This window comes from Ruegeria sp. BE1 (genome assembly GCF_056538885.1).
In genome coordinates this window covers 298,930-312,101 of record NZ_JBQFTY010000001.1, presented here as the reverse complement: position 1 = coordinate 312,101, position 13,172 = coordinate 298,930, and the positions used below count along the sequence as shown (strand labels likewise).

12 protein-coding genes are annotated in these 13,172 nt (G+C 59.3%); 3 read left to right on the top strand and 9 right to left on the bottom strand.

What is annotated here, in order from left to right:
• Window positions 1-140 precede the first annotated feature (140 nt).
• The 3 genes from ACR0J5_RS01505 to ACR0J5_RS01495 all read right to left on the bottom strand — a co-directional run bounded on the left by ACR0J5_RS01505 (window position 141) and on the right by ACR0J5_RS01495 (window position 3,582).
• Window positions 141-1,799 (bottom strand): peptidoglycan -binding protein, encoded by a 1,659-nt coding sequence (locus ACR0J5_RS01505; protein WP_480650091.1) that lies wholly within the window; start codon window positions 1,797-1,799, stop codon window positions 141-143.
• A 3-nt stretch (window positions 1,800-1,802) separates the two neighbouring features.
• Window positions 1,803-2,981: a biopolymer transporter ExbB gene (locus tag ACR0J5_RS01500; protein ID WP_480650090.1), complete on the bottom strand. Its 1,179-nt coding sequence runs from the start codon at window positions 2,979-2,981 to the stop codon at window positions 1,803-1,805.
• A 70-nt stretch (window positions 2,982-3,051) separates the two neighbouring features.
• On the bottom strand, window positions 3,052-3,582 hold the full coding sequence (locus ACR0J5_RS01495) for a gamma-glutamylcyclotransferase (RefSeq protein WP_480650089.1): 531 nt from the start codon (window positions 3,580-3,582) through the stop codon (window positions 3,052-3,054).
• Between the two features lie 67 nt (window positions 3,583-3,649).
• On the opposite strand from ACR0J5_RS01495, the gene ACR0J5_RS01490 reads away from it, so the two are divergent.
• Window positions 3,650-4,651 (top strand): DUF2125 domain-containing protein, encoded by a 1,002-nt coding sequence (locus ACR0J5_RS01490; RefSeq protein WP_480650088.1) that lies wholly within the window; start codon window positions 3,650-3,652, stop codon window positions 4,649-4,651.
• Here ACR0J5_RS01490 and ACR0J5_RS01485 read toward each other — a convergent pair.
• The 4 genes from ACR0J5_RS01485 to ACR0J5_RS01470 form a co-directional block, all read right to left on the bottom strand.
• Window positions 4,648-5,478, bottom strand: coding sequence for an extensin-like domain-containing protein (locus tag ACR0J5_RS01485; protein ID WP_480650087.1), 831 nt, complete (start codon window positions 5,476-5,478; stop codon window positions 4,648-4,650). The two genes, ACR0J5_RS01490 and ACR0J5_RS01485, sit on opposite strands and share 4 nt — an antisense overlap.
• Window positions 5,475-6,395, bottom strand: coding sequence for a prephenate/arogenate dehydrogenase family protein (locus ACR0J5_RS01480; RefSeq protein WP_480650086.1), 921 nt, complete (start codon window positions 6,393-6,395; stop codon window positions 5,475-5,477). Before ACR0J5_RS01480 ends, ACR0J5_RS01485 begins: the two co-directional genes overlap by 4 nt.
• A complete protein-coding gene (gene hisC / locus ACR0J5_RS01475) occupies window positions 6,392-7,477 on the bottom strand; it encodes a histidinol-phosphate transaminase (RefSeq protein ID WP_480650085.1) in 1,086 nt (361 codons plus the stop codon). Before hisC ends, ACR0J5_RS01480 begins: the two co-directional genes overlap by 4 nt.
• 65 nt (window positions 7,478-7,542) lie before the next feature.
• A complete protein-coding gene (locus tag ACR0J5_RS01470) occupies window positions 7,543-8,958 on the bottom strand; it encodes an aminotransferase class V-fold PLP-dependent enzyme (protein ID WP_480650084.1) in 1,416 nt (471 codons plus the stop codon).
• 102 nt (window positions 8,959-9,060) lie between these two features.
• On the opposite strand from ACR0J5_RS01470, the gene ACR0J5_RS01465 reads away from it, so the two are divergent.
• A complete protein-coding gene (locus ACR0J5_RS01465; RefSeq protein WP_480650083.1) occupies window positions 9,061-9,522 on the top strand; it encodes an Lrp/AsnC family transcriptional regulator in 462 nt (153 codons plus the stop codon).
• A 125-nt stretch (window positions 9,523-9,647) separates the two neighbouring features.
• Here the strand turns inward: ACR0J5_RS01465 and rpsD are convergent, their stop codons facing one another.
• Together rpsD and ACR0J5_RS01455 are read right to left on the bottom strand one after the other, a co-directional pair.
• Window positions 9,648-10,268: a 30S ribosomal protein S4 gene (rpsD, locus tag ACR0J5_RS01460; RefSeq protein ID WP_170374584.1), complete on the bottom strand. Its 621-nt coding sequence runs from the start codon at window positions 10,266-10,268 to the stop codon at window positions 9,648-9,650.
• A 286-nt stretch (window positions 10,269-10,554) separates the two neighbouring features.
• A complete protein-coding gene (locus ACR0J5_RS01455; RefSeq protein ID WP_480650082.1) occupies window positions 10,555-11,064 on the bottom strand; it encodes a hypothetical protein in 510 nt (169 codons plus the stop codon).
• A gap of 398 nt (window positions 11,065-11,462) precedes the next feature.
• Here ACR0J5_RS01455 and ACR0J5_RS01450 point away from each other — a divergent pair, with 398 nt between their 5' ends.
• Entirely contained in the window at window positions 11,463-13,154 is a 1,692-nt protein-coding gene (locus ACR0J5_RS01450) for a caspase family protein (RefSeq protein WP_480650081.1), read from the top strand.
• Window positions 13,155-13,172: the final 18 nt, after the last annotated feature.

The following is a 13,172-nucleotide window of genomic DNA, read 5'->3' as shown; positions in this document are numbered from 1 at the left end:
TGTCTTCTTGCACCATCTGCACCTGTTCAACCTATGGTGCAGATATAGGGGCTGTGCTCTCGTTTTTCATCATGCGCGCGGGCCAAAAACGTCTGAAACCGGCGCGTTTCAAGACAATACAGCAGACCCGAGCCCCGCCGCTATCTTTCGGTCAGTTTCAACTCAATCCGCCGGTTCTGGGCGCGCGCTTCTGGCGTGTCCGCCGGGTTGACGGGCTGGAATTCACCGAACCCATTGGCTGCCAGCCGGTTGGGCGGAATACCCAGCGCCTCGACCATATAACGCACCACGGACAGGGCACGCCCCTGGCTCAGCTCCCAATTGTTGCGATACCGGCCTGTTCCGGCCAGAGGCACGTTATCCGTATGCCCGTCCACCCGGATCACCCAGTTCAGCCCCTCGGGGATTTCCGCCGCGACACTGCGCAGGATGGCGGCAACCTTGGCGACCTCTTGCTGGCCGACCGGGGACAATACGGCCGATCCGGTGTCAAACAGCACCTCGGATGAGAAGACAAAGCGGTCGCCTTCGATCCGCACGCCGTCTTCATCGCCCAGAACCTCGCGCAGGCGGCCGAAAAACTCGGACCGGTATTGCTGCAAGTCTTCTGCCTGCGCCGCCAGATCCTCGGCTTGGGCGGCTAGCTCTTCGGCCTCGGCCTCCAGCCTGATCCGTTCAGCCTCTTCCAGCAGACGGCGACGGCGTTCCTCGGACGCGGCCCGCGCAAGGGCTGCGTTCAGGTCCTGACCCAGCGATTGAATGCGGATATCGGCGGCCGCGTTGCGCTCTTCATAGTCGTCCAGCAGCGCCTGCAATCCACCCAGTTGTTCGCGCAGCGCCGCCATCTGCTGGTTCAGCAAGGCCGTTTCGCGTTGCGCTTTTTCCGAAATTGCCTGTTCTGCCGACAGCGTATCGCGCGCCACGGCCAAAAGGGCCGCACGGTCTTCGGCCAATGTGCGCTGTTCCTGCGCCTCGGCCTGTGCTTCGCTTTGGGCGGCCAGGGCGGCGTCAAGCCGGGCGCGCAGGTCTTCGCCGTTCAACTCACCAAATTGCTGCTCCAAAGCCTCTTTGGCGGCTTGCGCTGCGGCCAGCAGGGTCAGGGTTTCCTCGGCCTCTCTGCGCTGCGCTTCCAAGGCCAGCGTCATGGCCGTCAGTTCAGCATCCGCGTTCTGCAGACGGTTGCGCAGGTTTTCGGCGGCGGCAGCTTCGGCCAGCTTAGCGGCCTCTTCCGCGCTCAGCTGTTCTTCCAGCTCTGAGATTTGGGTCGCTTGCGCGGCATCGCTTTGTTCCAGATCGGCGACCAGAGCCTCAAGCGCTTCGCGTTGGGCGGCGGCAAGGCGCGCGGCCTCGGTCTGTTCGTCAATCTCGGCCCGGCTTTGGGCCAGGGCAAGGTTCAACGCCTCGCGCTGATCCTGCAAATCGGCAATCTCACCCTGCGCACGCTCTTGATCCAGCAACAGCGCGGCCACCTGATCTTCGAAATCCGTCAGGCGAATTTGGGTTTGCACCAATTCGCCTTCCACCTGCGACAAGGTCGAGTTCAGAACCCCCAGCCGCGCCTCTAACCGGCTATTTTCCTGCTCTTCCAGACCGAGGGCCCCGACCAGCGCCGCAACCTCGTCCGACAGGGCCGTCAACTCATCCTCTTGACCCGAGATCGTCTCGCGCAGCACAAACTGGACCACCATGAAGATGGTCAGCACAAAGGTCAGCACCATCAACAACCCGGTGATCGCATCCACAAAACCCGGCCAGACCGAGCCTTGGAAACGCTGACCTGTGCGGCGGGAAAGAGCCATAGCTTACTCTCCGTCCGGAGCGGTGCGCACGGCGCCTCGGGGCAAGGTCAGCGCCTTGACCAGCAGTTCGATGTCTTTGCGCAGCTCGCTCATGCTTTCCTGGCGACCGGCCGAGATTTCTTCGAGAATACGCAGCAACTGCACATCCATCGACCGCAGGCGCATGCGGCTTTCGGCGTCGATGCCGTCGCCGGTGCCCTGTTCGCGCATGTGATCCAACAAGGCGTCCTGTCCCAAAGCCACCCGTTCCAGCGCGGCCGTCACGCCATCGTTGTTCGACTGGCGTTGATTCATCTCACCGATGGAATCCGCCAACTGCCCCAGCCGCGACGACACTGCCGCGCGGTCGGCCTCTTGCGCGGTGAACAGATCCTGAAGCGCGTTCATCTGTTCGGACATTGCGTCCAGCACCGGGGTCAGAACGGCCAGTTCGGCTCCGCCCTCATCACTGCCGGCAAAACCGACACGGGTGATCGAGGACAGCCATTCCTCAAGCTCGCGATAGAACCGGTTTTGACCGTGTCCCGCGAATAGCTCCAACAGGCCAACGATCAACGATCCGGCCAGACCCAGCAGCGACGAGCCAAAGGCCACGCCCATGCCCTGCAATTGCGATTCCAGCCCGACCATGAGGCGGTTGAAGACGGCCAGCCCCTCTTCACCCTCTTGCGGGTTCAGGCTGCGGATGGTGTCGACAATGGCGGGCACGGTTGTGGCCAGGCCAAAGAACGTACCCAAAAGGCCAAGGTAAATCAGAACATTGGTGATATAGCGCGTGATCTCACGCTCTTCCTCAATCCGCTCGGCCACGGAATCCAGAATGGACCGGGTCGAGGTCGAGCTGATCTGCGACCGCGCGCCCCGCACACGTAGAAGTGATGCCAGCGGCGCCAGCAATTGCGGTGTGCGCGCGTCTTCGCGGACGACTCCGCCGACGAAGGCTTCGATCCAGCGCACCGACCCGATCAGCTGTGTTACCTGATAGAAACAGGCCAGCACACCGACGAAAAACACCAGCAGGATAAAGCCGTTCAGGTAAGGGTTGGCGTAGAAAACCGGCAGAACATAGGGCAGCGCCATAAAAACCCCGAACCCCGCCAGACCGATTGCGACCAGCATCGTAACGATCTGACGAATGGGTTGCGAGAAATGCGGTCTCGCGCCCTGATGTGCCTGCGCCATGCGCGTGGTTCCCGGTATTTTGCCTGCTCTGCGCTGAATCTAGCGAAATAACGCCGGTGACGCCAAGGGTTTATGAAGTGATGTCGCGCACCCGTTGCGCTAACCACTCAAGATCGGGATCGCGCAGGTCGATCTCGGCCAGATGTTCGGCCGTATTGTACAGGTATTCGGTGTTCGGCCCGCGCCCGCCGACAGCATGGGCGATGATCTGGGCCTGTTCCTCAAGCGGCATGCCGCCGCAATACTGAACGTGATCCGCGTCGATCACATAGGTCACGGCATTCACAACTTCGCCCGTGTTCAGATGCACATCCAGCATCTTTTCAACATAGGCGGATGAGATCAGCTCGCGTTCGCGCAATTCGTGCAGGGTGCGCTCCTCGTGCCCCGCCTCAACCGCCAGGGCCAGCCCCTTGCACTGCGCGCCTGCCTGTTCATCCAGCGCCAGCACAAGGCCGGGATGATCCTCGGTCCCGCGGTGGTGAATCGAGCTCATGCAGAAAGACCGGGCATAGCCGTGCAACGTGGCGCGTTCGCTGCGGGCCACCGGAAAGCCCGGATTCCACAGCAGCGATCCATATCCGAAAACCCACATCGTCATAGCACTGGTCCTTGCCCGTTTCGGCCTATAAACATCAATTCCAAGGCGGGAAAAAGGGCCATCTGTCATGCGCGGTCTGGTGCGGGTTATCATTTTCATCTTTGTTGCGTGGAGCGCCTATTGGTTCGTCGCCGGGTTCGGGCTGCGCAATGCGATCACCACATGGTTCGACAAACAGCAGGAACAGGGCTGGCAGGCGGATTTCTCGGATGTGGAAACCGCTGGGTATCCGTTCCACCACATGACACGTCTGAACAGCCCCGCGCTGGCTGATCCAGTGAACGGCACCGCCTGGAGCGCGGACTGGATCGAGTTTCAAAGCCCCGCAATCTGGCCCGGTCGTCAGGTGCTGCGTTTTGCCGAAACACCGCAGCGTTTGTCCTATTACGATCAGACAGCGACCATCCAAGCAGGCGATCTGCAGGCAGAATTGCAATTGCAACCCGGCGTCGCGCTGGTGCTTGAGAAAATGGCGCTGACCGCAGGCCCATGGTCCGTCACCGATGACGCCGAGGCATTGGCGGGCGGGGAAACGTTGGCGCTGGTTATGGAACAGACCGAAACCCCCGAGGCTTACGTGATCGGCGCCCGGATCGACGGCTTTACCCCCGGCGACGACCTGCGAGAGCTGATGCGCTCGGCCACCACCCTGCCGCAAGCGTTCGAGACGCTTGAGCTGGACATGACCGCAACCTTCGACAAACCTTGGGATCGCTCGGCGCTGGAGGAAAGCAGGCCACAACCCACCCATATTGATCTGCGTCTGGCCGAGATGAAATGGGGCGCCCTGCGTCTGTTCGCTGCTGGCGAGTTGGAGGTCGACCAACAGGGTATCCCCACGGGCGAGATCGCCATCAAGGCCGAAAACTGGCGCGACATGATCGCCATGGCCAACGCGGCGGGTGCCCTACCCGACCAGGCGGTTGATCCGGTCACGCGGGCGTTGAACTTCATGGCAGGATTGGGCGGCAATCCCAACGCGCTGGACCTGCAACTGAATTTCCGCGACGGCTTTGTTGCGCTCGGACCTTTGCCGCTGGGACCTGCCCCGCGTCTGATCCTGCGTTAGCGACAGTATGGCCCGCGACGATGGCGCGCGGTGTCCAGATGGAAATGATCCTTGTGATACCGGTCGGCATTCGGCCCCAGAACGGTGCCAAAAGGGCCACAGGCCGCACGCCAGATCTTGGTCAGCTGACGCTTTGACGGGTTCTTGCGCCAGCCGCTCAGGACGGTCACGACCTCTCCATCCGCCATTTTAAAGCCCGAGATATCGATGGCCCGGCCTTTGCCATGCTCCGAGATTTTCGCGCCTTTGCGGTTGTTGCGGGTCCGGCAGGCATAATGGGCGGCAACCTGTAGTTCGACCACCGGACCACGCCGTTTGAACGTTGGCTTGACCGATTTGTCGACCCATTTGTTCAGCGCGATGGCGGTGCCACAATCCATTGTCGACGGGCGGCTCAGCTTTACGCCCGAGACCGATGTGATCTGAACCGCATCCTTGATACCACAGGCCTTGATCCGGCCCGGCACATTGCCGACGGGCTTGCCCTGAACATCGATGTCGCCACAGACCGAGCTTTTGCGCAGCTTGCGTTTCTTCAGAAACGCCTGTTGCTCCAGCGCTTTGGGGCGCAGATAAGGCATCAGTGACGTATCGGGCCCCAGCAGGGGCACATCCAGCGGGCGCGCCGCCACGGCCAGTACCTGTGGGGATTGTGGCCGCAAGACGGGCCGAATATTCGCAGAAGCATCGGGACTGGCGAAGGCCAGAACCACCGGCGCTGAGGGCCGCGCGACAGGAATCAACGACTGTTCAGGAGGAGAGGATTGGGACAGGCCCGCCGTGGCTGCCAGACATCCGATCACCAACCCTGCCCAAACATGCCTCATGAACTTTTAGCCCCACGCCCAAAGTCCGGCGCATCCGTATCCTGACCCGCGTCGATAATGCCGCGTCGGATCGCACGAGTTCGGGTGAAATAGTCAAACAGCTGCTCCCCATCCCCGGTTCGGATCGCACGTTGCAGGGCAAAAAGCTCTTCGGTGAAGCGCCCCAGAATTTCCAGCGTGGCGTCCTTGTTGGTCAGGAACACGTCGCGCCACATGGTCGGGTCCGAGGCCGCGATCCGCGTGAAATCCCGAAACCCCGCCGCCGAATACTTGATAACCTCGCTATCGGTGACACGGCGTAAATCGTCGGCCACACCCACCATCGTATAAGCGATCAGGTGCGGCGCGTGCGAGGTGACGGCAAGAACCAGATCGTGGTGATCGGCATCCATCTCATCAACATTGGCACCCATGCCTTCCCACAACGCCCGCAGGCGAGCAATGGCCTCAGGGTCCGAGCCCACAACCGGAACCAGCAGGGACCAGCGGTTGTCAAACAGCTCGGCAAAGCCCGATTCAGGGCCGGAATGCTCTGTCCCGGCCAGCGGATGTGCGGGGATGAAGTGCACGCCCTCGGGGATATGAGGCGATACCGCCTCGATCACATGGCGCTTAACGGACCCCACGTCGGTCAACGTGGCGCCCGGCTTCAAAACCGACGCGATATCAGCGGCCACAGCACCCATTGCGCCAACAGGCACGCAGAGCACCACCAGATCAGCGCCTTCCACGGCCTCTCTCGCGGTGTCGCACACCCGGTCACATAAACCGATCTGCCGCGCTGTTTCACGCGTCGTCTCGGACCGGGCATAACCGGTAACCTCACCTGCGAGTCCAGCGCGTTTGATCGCCCAGAACATGGACGACGCGATCAGGCCCAAACCGATCAGGGCGACACGATCATAAACCTGGCTCATGCAGTGCCCCCTTTAAATGCGGTGATCGCCGCGACGACGCGGCGACAAGCGTCTTCATCGCCCACGGTAATGCGCAGTGCATTGGGCAGGTTGTACCCCGCCACGCGGCGCACGATCAGACCCTGAGTTTTCAGGTAGTCGTCACAGGCCTCGGCCTCGACCCGATCGGCGAACCGTGCGAGAATAAAATTGGTGCAGGACGCATCCGACGGCACACCGACCTTGGCCAGTTCGTCAGACAACCAAGCTCGCAAGCGGGCGTTTTCGGCCTGACAGAAGGACAGGAATTCCACATCATTCACCGCCGCCTCTGCCGCGGCCAAAGCCGTCAGCGACAGGTTGAACGGCTGGCGGACCCGGTTCAGCACATCGATGATGGACTGCGCCGCATAGCCCCACCCGACACGCATACCGCCCAGGCCATACACCTTGGAAAAGGTCCGGGTCATGATCACATTCTCGAACCGATCCACCAGCGACGCACCGCCATCGAACCCGTCGACAAACTCGGCATAGGCCCCGTCGATCACCATCAGGCAGGTTTGCGGCAGCGCCTTGGCCAGCCGCACCAGTTCAGCCTCAGCGATCATGGTCGAAGTCGGATTGCCCGGATTGGTCACGAACACGATCCGCGTCTGCGCAGTGACAGCAGACAGGATATTGTCCACATCTACATGACGGTCCTTTTCGGGCACCACCACGGGCGTTGCACCCGCCATCCGCGCGATGATCGGGTACATGGAAAACCCATGCTCGGTATAGATGACCTCATCCCCCGGCCCGGCATAAGCCTGGGCGATGAATTGCAGCACCTCATCGCTGCCCACACCGCAAATGATCCGCGCCGGGTCCAGCCCGTGGCGTGACCCGATTGCCGTCCGCAAAGGAGCGTGATCGGTGCTGGGATAACGATGCAGGGTGGCCGCACTGTCGCGCACCGCCTCTATGGCCTTGGGGCTGGGACCAAACGGATTTTCGTTCGAACTCAGCTTGATCACATGCTCAACCCCGGCCACATGCGACTGGCCGCCCTGATAGAGCGCGATGTCCATAATGCCTGGTTGAGGGGTGATCTTTGTCATAAGAGGCTCCGTTTATTGAAGCCTCTCATACCTGTCTCAACGCCTTGAGAAAAGCGGCAATTCCGTCACGCCGCTTTGAAGCGGGCCGTCGCCGGGTCGGCGCTGTATAGCGGCGCGAATTCCTCGGTCCTGCGGGACAGCTCATTGACGCTGTCGATGATGAGCTGAACCGTCTCCTCGCTCATCAGATACGAGAAATTCAACCGCACCCAGCCGGGCTTCTTCATCTCCTCCCCCGCCGACAGCTGCGCATGCAACTGATCCGAGGCGTCGCGATCAATCCCCAGCAAACGATGCGCGTAAGGCCCCGCACAGGCACACCCACCGCGAGCCTGAATGCCATAAATGTCGCTCAGCATTCGGGTGAATAGTTGCTGGTGAACCGGCCGCCCGGAATTGTCCCCCACAAGGAATGAGAAGATCGGCAGCCGATGCGAAGTTTTGGCACCCAACAAGGTCAGGTTGGGGTTGTCCTGCCACCCCTGAACCGCCATTCGATTGAACCGCGCCTCGCGCCGTTCGATTTCATCCGTGCCAACCACATCTTTGACAATAAAGGCCAGTGCGGCCCGAATATCGCCAATGACGTTGGGTGTCCCGGCCTCCTCTCGCGTGGCCAAATCCGCGCTATAATCATGCCGCCAGGGCGAGACGAAACTGACCGTCCCCCCGCCCGGCCAACTGGGGCATGTCCGCGTCACCGCTTTCTGGTTGACGACCAGCACCCCAGACGCGCCCGGCCCGCCCGGAAACTTGTGCGGAGATACCACAATGGCATCCTTGCGCGCATCCGCAGGCCCCATATCGATCGGCAGGTACGGCCCCCCGCCGGCGTAATCCCACACAGATAGGGCCCCATGCGCCTTAAGCAGGCGCGTCACCGGGTCAGTATCCGTGATAATCCCCGTGACATTTGATGCGGCCGAAAACGCTCCGATGATCAGATCCGCACCTGCATGCGCAACCAGAGCTTGCTCCAACGCCTGCAAATCCACACCGCCCTCTGAACCTTCGGGTATCTCAACCACCTGCGCCTTGCTTTCGCGCCAAGGCAGGATATTCGAGTGATGCTCATACGGTCCGATCAGGACGACCGGCGCGTCAGCGGCCTCAACCCCCAGCAAATTCACTAAACGGTTCAAACCCGCAGTCGCGCCAGACCCGGCGAAGATCACGGCATCCTCCTGAGCGGCCCCAACGATGCGGGCAATCTCAGCCCGCGCATCGCGGCGCAGACGCGTCATGTAGGAACCGCAATATGACGCCTCGGTATGACTGTTGGCATAGAAAGGCAGCACATGTTCGGCAACAAAGTCTTCCACCTGCCGCAGCGCCCGCCCCGAAGCTACGTAATCCGCATAAACCAGCGGTACATCCCCATGCAGACCCGGGATCAGAACGTTCTCTCCGATCAACCCGTCGCGCAGGCGGGACATACGATTGGCAGTCTCAAGGTCTGCACGAAATTTGGACAAGGTCATGATCCAGGCTCCATATTGCCGGACTAATATGATTGACTCTGGTTGGAAAAATTTCACATTTTTTCTCACACTTTCCGAAAATTTTGTGTCATATGATTAGAAATGTCAGAAAAAATAGATCATATAGACAAACGCCTCCTGCAAGAGCTGCAAACCGACGCCACGCTATCCCAACGCGAACTGGCAGACCGGGTCGGCCTGTCCCAAAACGCCTGCTGGCGTCGCCTCAAGGCTCTGAACGAAAACGGCGTGATCACTGGATCAACCGCACAGATTGCGCGCGAAAAGCTGGGGCTCAGCCTTGTGGTCTTCGTCATGCTGCGCACCCGGCACCACTCGGCGGACTGGCTGCAAGCCTTCCGCAACCACGTGCTGACCATACCCGAAGTGGTCGATTTCCACCGCATCGGCGGCGACTATGACTATCAGTTGAAAGTCGTGACCGAGGATATGGCATCCTACGACAAGGTCTACCAACGCCTGATCGAAAAGGTCGAACTGGACAGCGTCACATCGTATTTCGCGATGGAGGCCATCGCCGAAGGCCGCCCCCTTCCCCTCTGATCCGCATTTTCACCTGTCCCCAAATATCCCGGGGGAGTCGCACCGCGACGGGGGCAGAGCCCCCCACAAACAAAAAAAGACCGCGCTGAAAGCGCGGCCCTTTGGATCACATTTGTCAGCGAAGATCAGTTCTTCGCGTAGAATTCGACGACCAGGTTCGGTTCCATCATGACAGGGTAAGGCACATCGCTCAGACCCGGTGCGCGAACGAAAGTCGCGGTCATTTTCGAATGGTCGGCGTCGATGTAGTCAGGCACATCACGCTCGGCCAGCGCAACAGCTTCCAGAACAACAGCCAGCTGCTTGGATTTGTCACGCACTTCGATCACGTCACCTTCTTTGACACGGTAGGACGGGATGTTGACCCGCTTGCCGTTCACTTTGACATGGCCGTGGTTCACGAACTGACGTGCGGCAAAAACGGTCGGTACGAACTTAGCGCGGTACACAACAGCGTCCAGGCGGCGCTCCAGCAGACCGATCAGGTTTTCACCGGTATCGCCTTTGACACGCTCGGCTTCGGCGTAGATGCGGCGGAACTGCTTCTCGGTCAGGTCGCCATAGTAGCCTTTCAGCTTCTGCTTGGCACGCAACTGCAGACCAAAGTCCGACAGTTTACCCTTGCGGCGCTGGCCATGCTGGCCGGGGCCGTATTCACGACGGTTGACCGGGGATTTCGGACGACCCCAGATGTTTTCGCCCATCCGGCGGTCGATTTTGTACTTGGCAGACGTGCGTTTGGTCACGGCTGATCTCCTTTATTGTGGCATTTCAGCTTGATCCGAAAACCGGTTCCCACTTTTCGGGCCGAAATAGCGTCTCCGCTCGGACCGTATGGTTACAGTTCAGACCAGCATCATGCCGGGTTATAAAGGGCGTTGTCCTCTTGAGGTTTCCCCCATGACAGGCATCCCCTTACGGGGGCCACCAACACCAATGAAGCCGCGCTTATATCCATGGGATCGGCAGAGTCAACAGACCATACCGTGCCACTGCTAAATTTAGGGAAGAATACGCCAATTCAGGCGCAGACTATTCGGCAGCGAACCTGCTTGTCGCCGCAACTTTCTGTTCTGAGCCGCTTGCGCCCTCTGCATGCCGGGTCGGAAACGCAACTACTGTGCCAGCCGCCGAGGACAAACCACCGGCGTGAACACTGCTCTCTCGGATATCACTGATCCAGAAGTCCTGATCCCGCTCGGGGCAGTCTCCTTCGAAAATCAGCATGGGAACAGCCTGACCCAAAACAGGATACAAAGCTGCGGTAAACGTCTGCGCACCATTGGTCAGGCTCAACAGACCCTTTGCCTCTGCCGAGAGGTCCTCAACCCGAGCGCAATGATCCAGTGTTGCCGCGCTGTTGCCGCGATCATCGCCGGTCCATTCGGGTGCTTGTCCGGATGTTTCGACCAGGTAACGCGCCTGTCCGCGCCATGACCACGCAGCCCCAATCTCAAGAAAGGACAAAGGCGCTGCCTCCAGCCCGTCTATTTCCGTCTGGTTCCAGAAAATTGCTGCTCGACCGCTTTGTCCGGTTCTCATTGTACCCGCCTGCACTATCAACACACACATGCTCACTGAGCATTCCTTATCAACGAAGAATAAGGCGTAAAAGAGACCTTTCAGCGACGTTCACGAAATTGTTGCCAAAGAGATTCAGCTAATAGTCAAAGGCGGCAAGCCAATTCAGCCAATAAGAAATCACATTAAGACTTTTTCACATCAAAGCCGGTCCAAGCTGACGCAATCGGCGCCCAAAGCCCCTGAGAATCATGTATTGGGACACCTTGGCGTCGAACACATCGCCGCAAAACAGTAAATCTGGTATAGTATCGGAAGAATTAGCTCAGATATTTGCCATGATTACGCGTCAAAATCATTCAGCCTGTTGCCGGGGTCGGCTTCGCCAAAGCCTGATTCTTGCGATTGCGTTCTTGCTGATGACAGCGATTGCCTCTGATGCAAAGCGCATCGCCCTGGTCATTGGCAATGCGGAATATGAGCATGTCTCGAACATACCGAACCCGGTCAACGACGCGCGGGACATCGCAGATGCGCTCGGCCGGATCGGGTTCGAAGTTACAGAGAAATACAATCTGGACTATCGCGAAATGCGGCTTTCGCTACGGGATTTTTCTGAAAAAACCACCGATGCTGAGGTGGTGCTGGTCTATTTCGCAGGGCACGGGATCGAGATTGACAACACCAATTACCTCATCCCGACGAATGCTGAGTTGAAAAGCGATAAAGACGTGGAGTTTGAAGCCATCCGGCTGGAAACGATGCTGAATGCGGTATCGTCATCCAAGGGGCTAAAACTGGTCCTTGTCGATGCCTGCCGGAACAACCCCTTTGTCTCGGATATGGTTCGTACCACGGCAACCCGATCCATTGGTCAGGGGTTGGGTCGTATCGATCCGGGTGGCGTACTTGTCGGCTATTCCGCACGTGGCAGCACTCTGGCGCTTGATGGGGACGGCCGCAACAGCCCGTATGCGCAAGCCATTCTGGAACACATCGAGGTTCCGGGTCTGGAGCTTGGGAAACTATTTCGGAAAGTCCGGGATTCAGTCTTTGACCAAACAGAAGGGTATCAGGAACCGTTCACTTACGGCTCTTTACCCGGGCATGATATTTTCCTTGTCCCAGCGGCCGTTGAGATTCCCTCGGCCGCGACAAATCAAAACACAGCCCCCCCGACGGATGAGAGGGAGCAATCCGCCCGGCGAATTTTGAACGAAGCGACAGGTCTGGATGACGATGCGGTAAGGAAAGGCGCGCTCGAGATGATCGCCCAGCTTTATCCTGAAACGCAGGCGGGGCGGGACGCGGCGGAAATGGCACGCAACCTCGACAGGCAACCGGACCCGGCAGCCACGCAACCCGCGGCGCAGTCGGCTTCTGAGCCTTCAGATTCTGCCGAAGATCAGGCGGCTTTGGCAAAAGACGAGAGCAATACCGCCCAAAGCGCCGAAACCGCATTGAACCTTGGCCGAACTGACTACCGCAACATCCAGCGCGGTCTGAATGCGTTAGGTTATTCCGCCGGGCCTGTTGACGGCATTTTCGGAACCCGCTCACGCGACGCGCTGAGACGGTTTCAGGCCCAAAGTGGCACGGACCGCACTGGATACCTGACGGCTCAGAGCTTTACCGTGCTGAAGAACGCAGCCGGACCCGAACCGGTGACGCGCAGCGAAGCCCAGAAGAAAGACACAACGCTCGCTGCTCTGCCCAATTCGGGCACCAGCAGCGCGAACCCTTTCTACGGGGACTACATCGTCGACATAAGGCGACGCCCGGATCCCAAGGGCAGTGATGCGGGATCAAGCACCAAGCTTGTCCTGCAATTGCAATACCGCAAGTCTGCCAACGGCTTTCGCCTGATCAACGCCAGAGAATACGCGTTGGGCGGGTCATCACGATCCAAGAACTATAAGTCGTCTCTGTCGGATACAGGGGCTTTGCGTGTTTCAGGACGCACCAACTTTTTGTTTAAAAGCTCATCGGTCAAGCCGTTTTCGATCAATCACACCCTGCCTGCCAGTTTCAAAAAGGGAAAGTCCCTGACCTTCACTGCCGGCAGGTTTGACAAGAATTGGTTCGTGGATGTGAAAGTCACCCGGCGGTGACTATTTAGCCATTGCGTT

Excerpts from the sequence above, each read along its gene's own strand:
- ACR0J5_RS01505 (WP_480650091.1), bottom strand. The coding sequence starts at position 1,799 with ATGGCTCTTTCCCGCCGCACAGGTCAGCGTTTCCAAGGCTCGGTCTGG.
- ACR0J5_RS01500 (WP_480650090.1), bottom strand. The coding sequence starts at position 2,981 with ATGGCGCAGGCACATCAGGGCGCGAGACCGCATTTCTCGCAACCCATT.
- ACR0J5_RS01495 (WP_480650089.1), bottom strand. The coding sequence starts at position 3,582 with ATGACGATGTGGGTTTTCGGATATGGATCGCTGCTGTGGAATCCGGGC.
- ACR0J5_RS01490 (WP_480650088.1), top strand. The coding sequence starts at position 3,650 with ATGCGCGGTCTGGTGCGGGTTATCATTTTCATCTTTGTTGCGTGGAGC.
- ACR0J5_RS01485 (WP_480650087.1), bottom strand. The coding sequence starts at position 5,478 with ATGAGGCATGTTTGGGCAGGGTTGGTGATCGGATGTCTGGCAGCCACG.
- ACR0J5_RS01480 (WP_480650086.1), bottom strand. The coding sequence starts at position 6,395 with ATGAGCCAGGTTTATGATCGTGTCGCCCTGATCGGTTTGGGCCTGATC.
- hisC (WP_480650085.1), bottom strand. The coding sequence starts at position 7,477 with ATGACAAAGATCACCCCTCAACCAGGCATTATGGACATCGCGCTCTAT.
- ACR0J5_RS01470 (WP_480650084.1), bottom strand. The coding sequence starts at position 8,958 with ATGACCTTGTCCAAATTTCGTGCAGACCTTGAGACTGCCAATCGTATG.
- ACR0J5_RS01465 (WP_480650083.1), top strand. The coding sequence starts at position 9,061 with ATGTCAGAAAAAATAGATCATATAGACAAACGCCTCCTGCAAGAGCTG.
- ACR0J5_RS01455 (WP_480650082.1), bottom strand. The coding sequence starts at position 11,064 with ATGAGAACCGGACAAAGCGGTCGAGCAGCAATTTTCTGGAACCAGACG.
- ACR0J5_RS01450 (WP_480650081.1), top strand. The coding sequence starts at position 11,463 with ATGACAGCGATTGCCTCTGATGCAAAGCGCATCGCCCTGGTCATTGGC.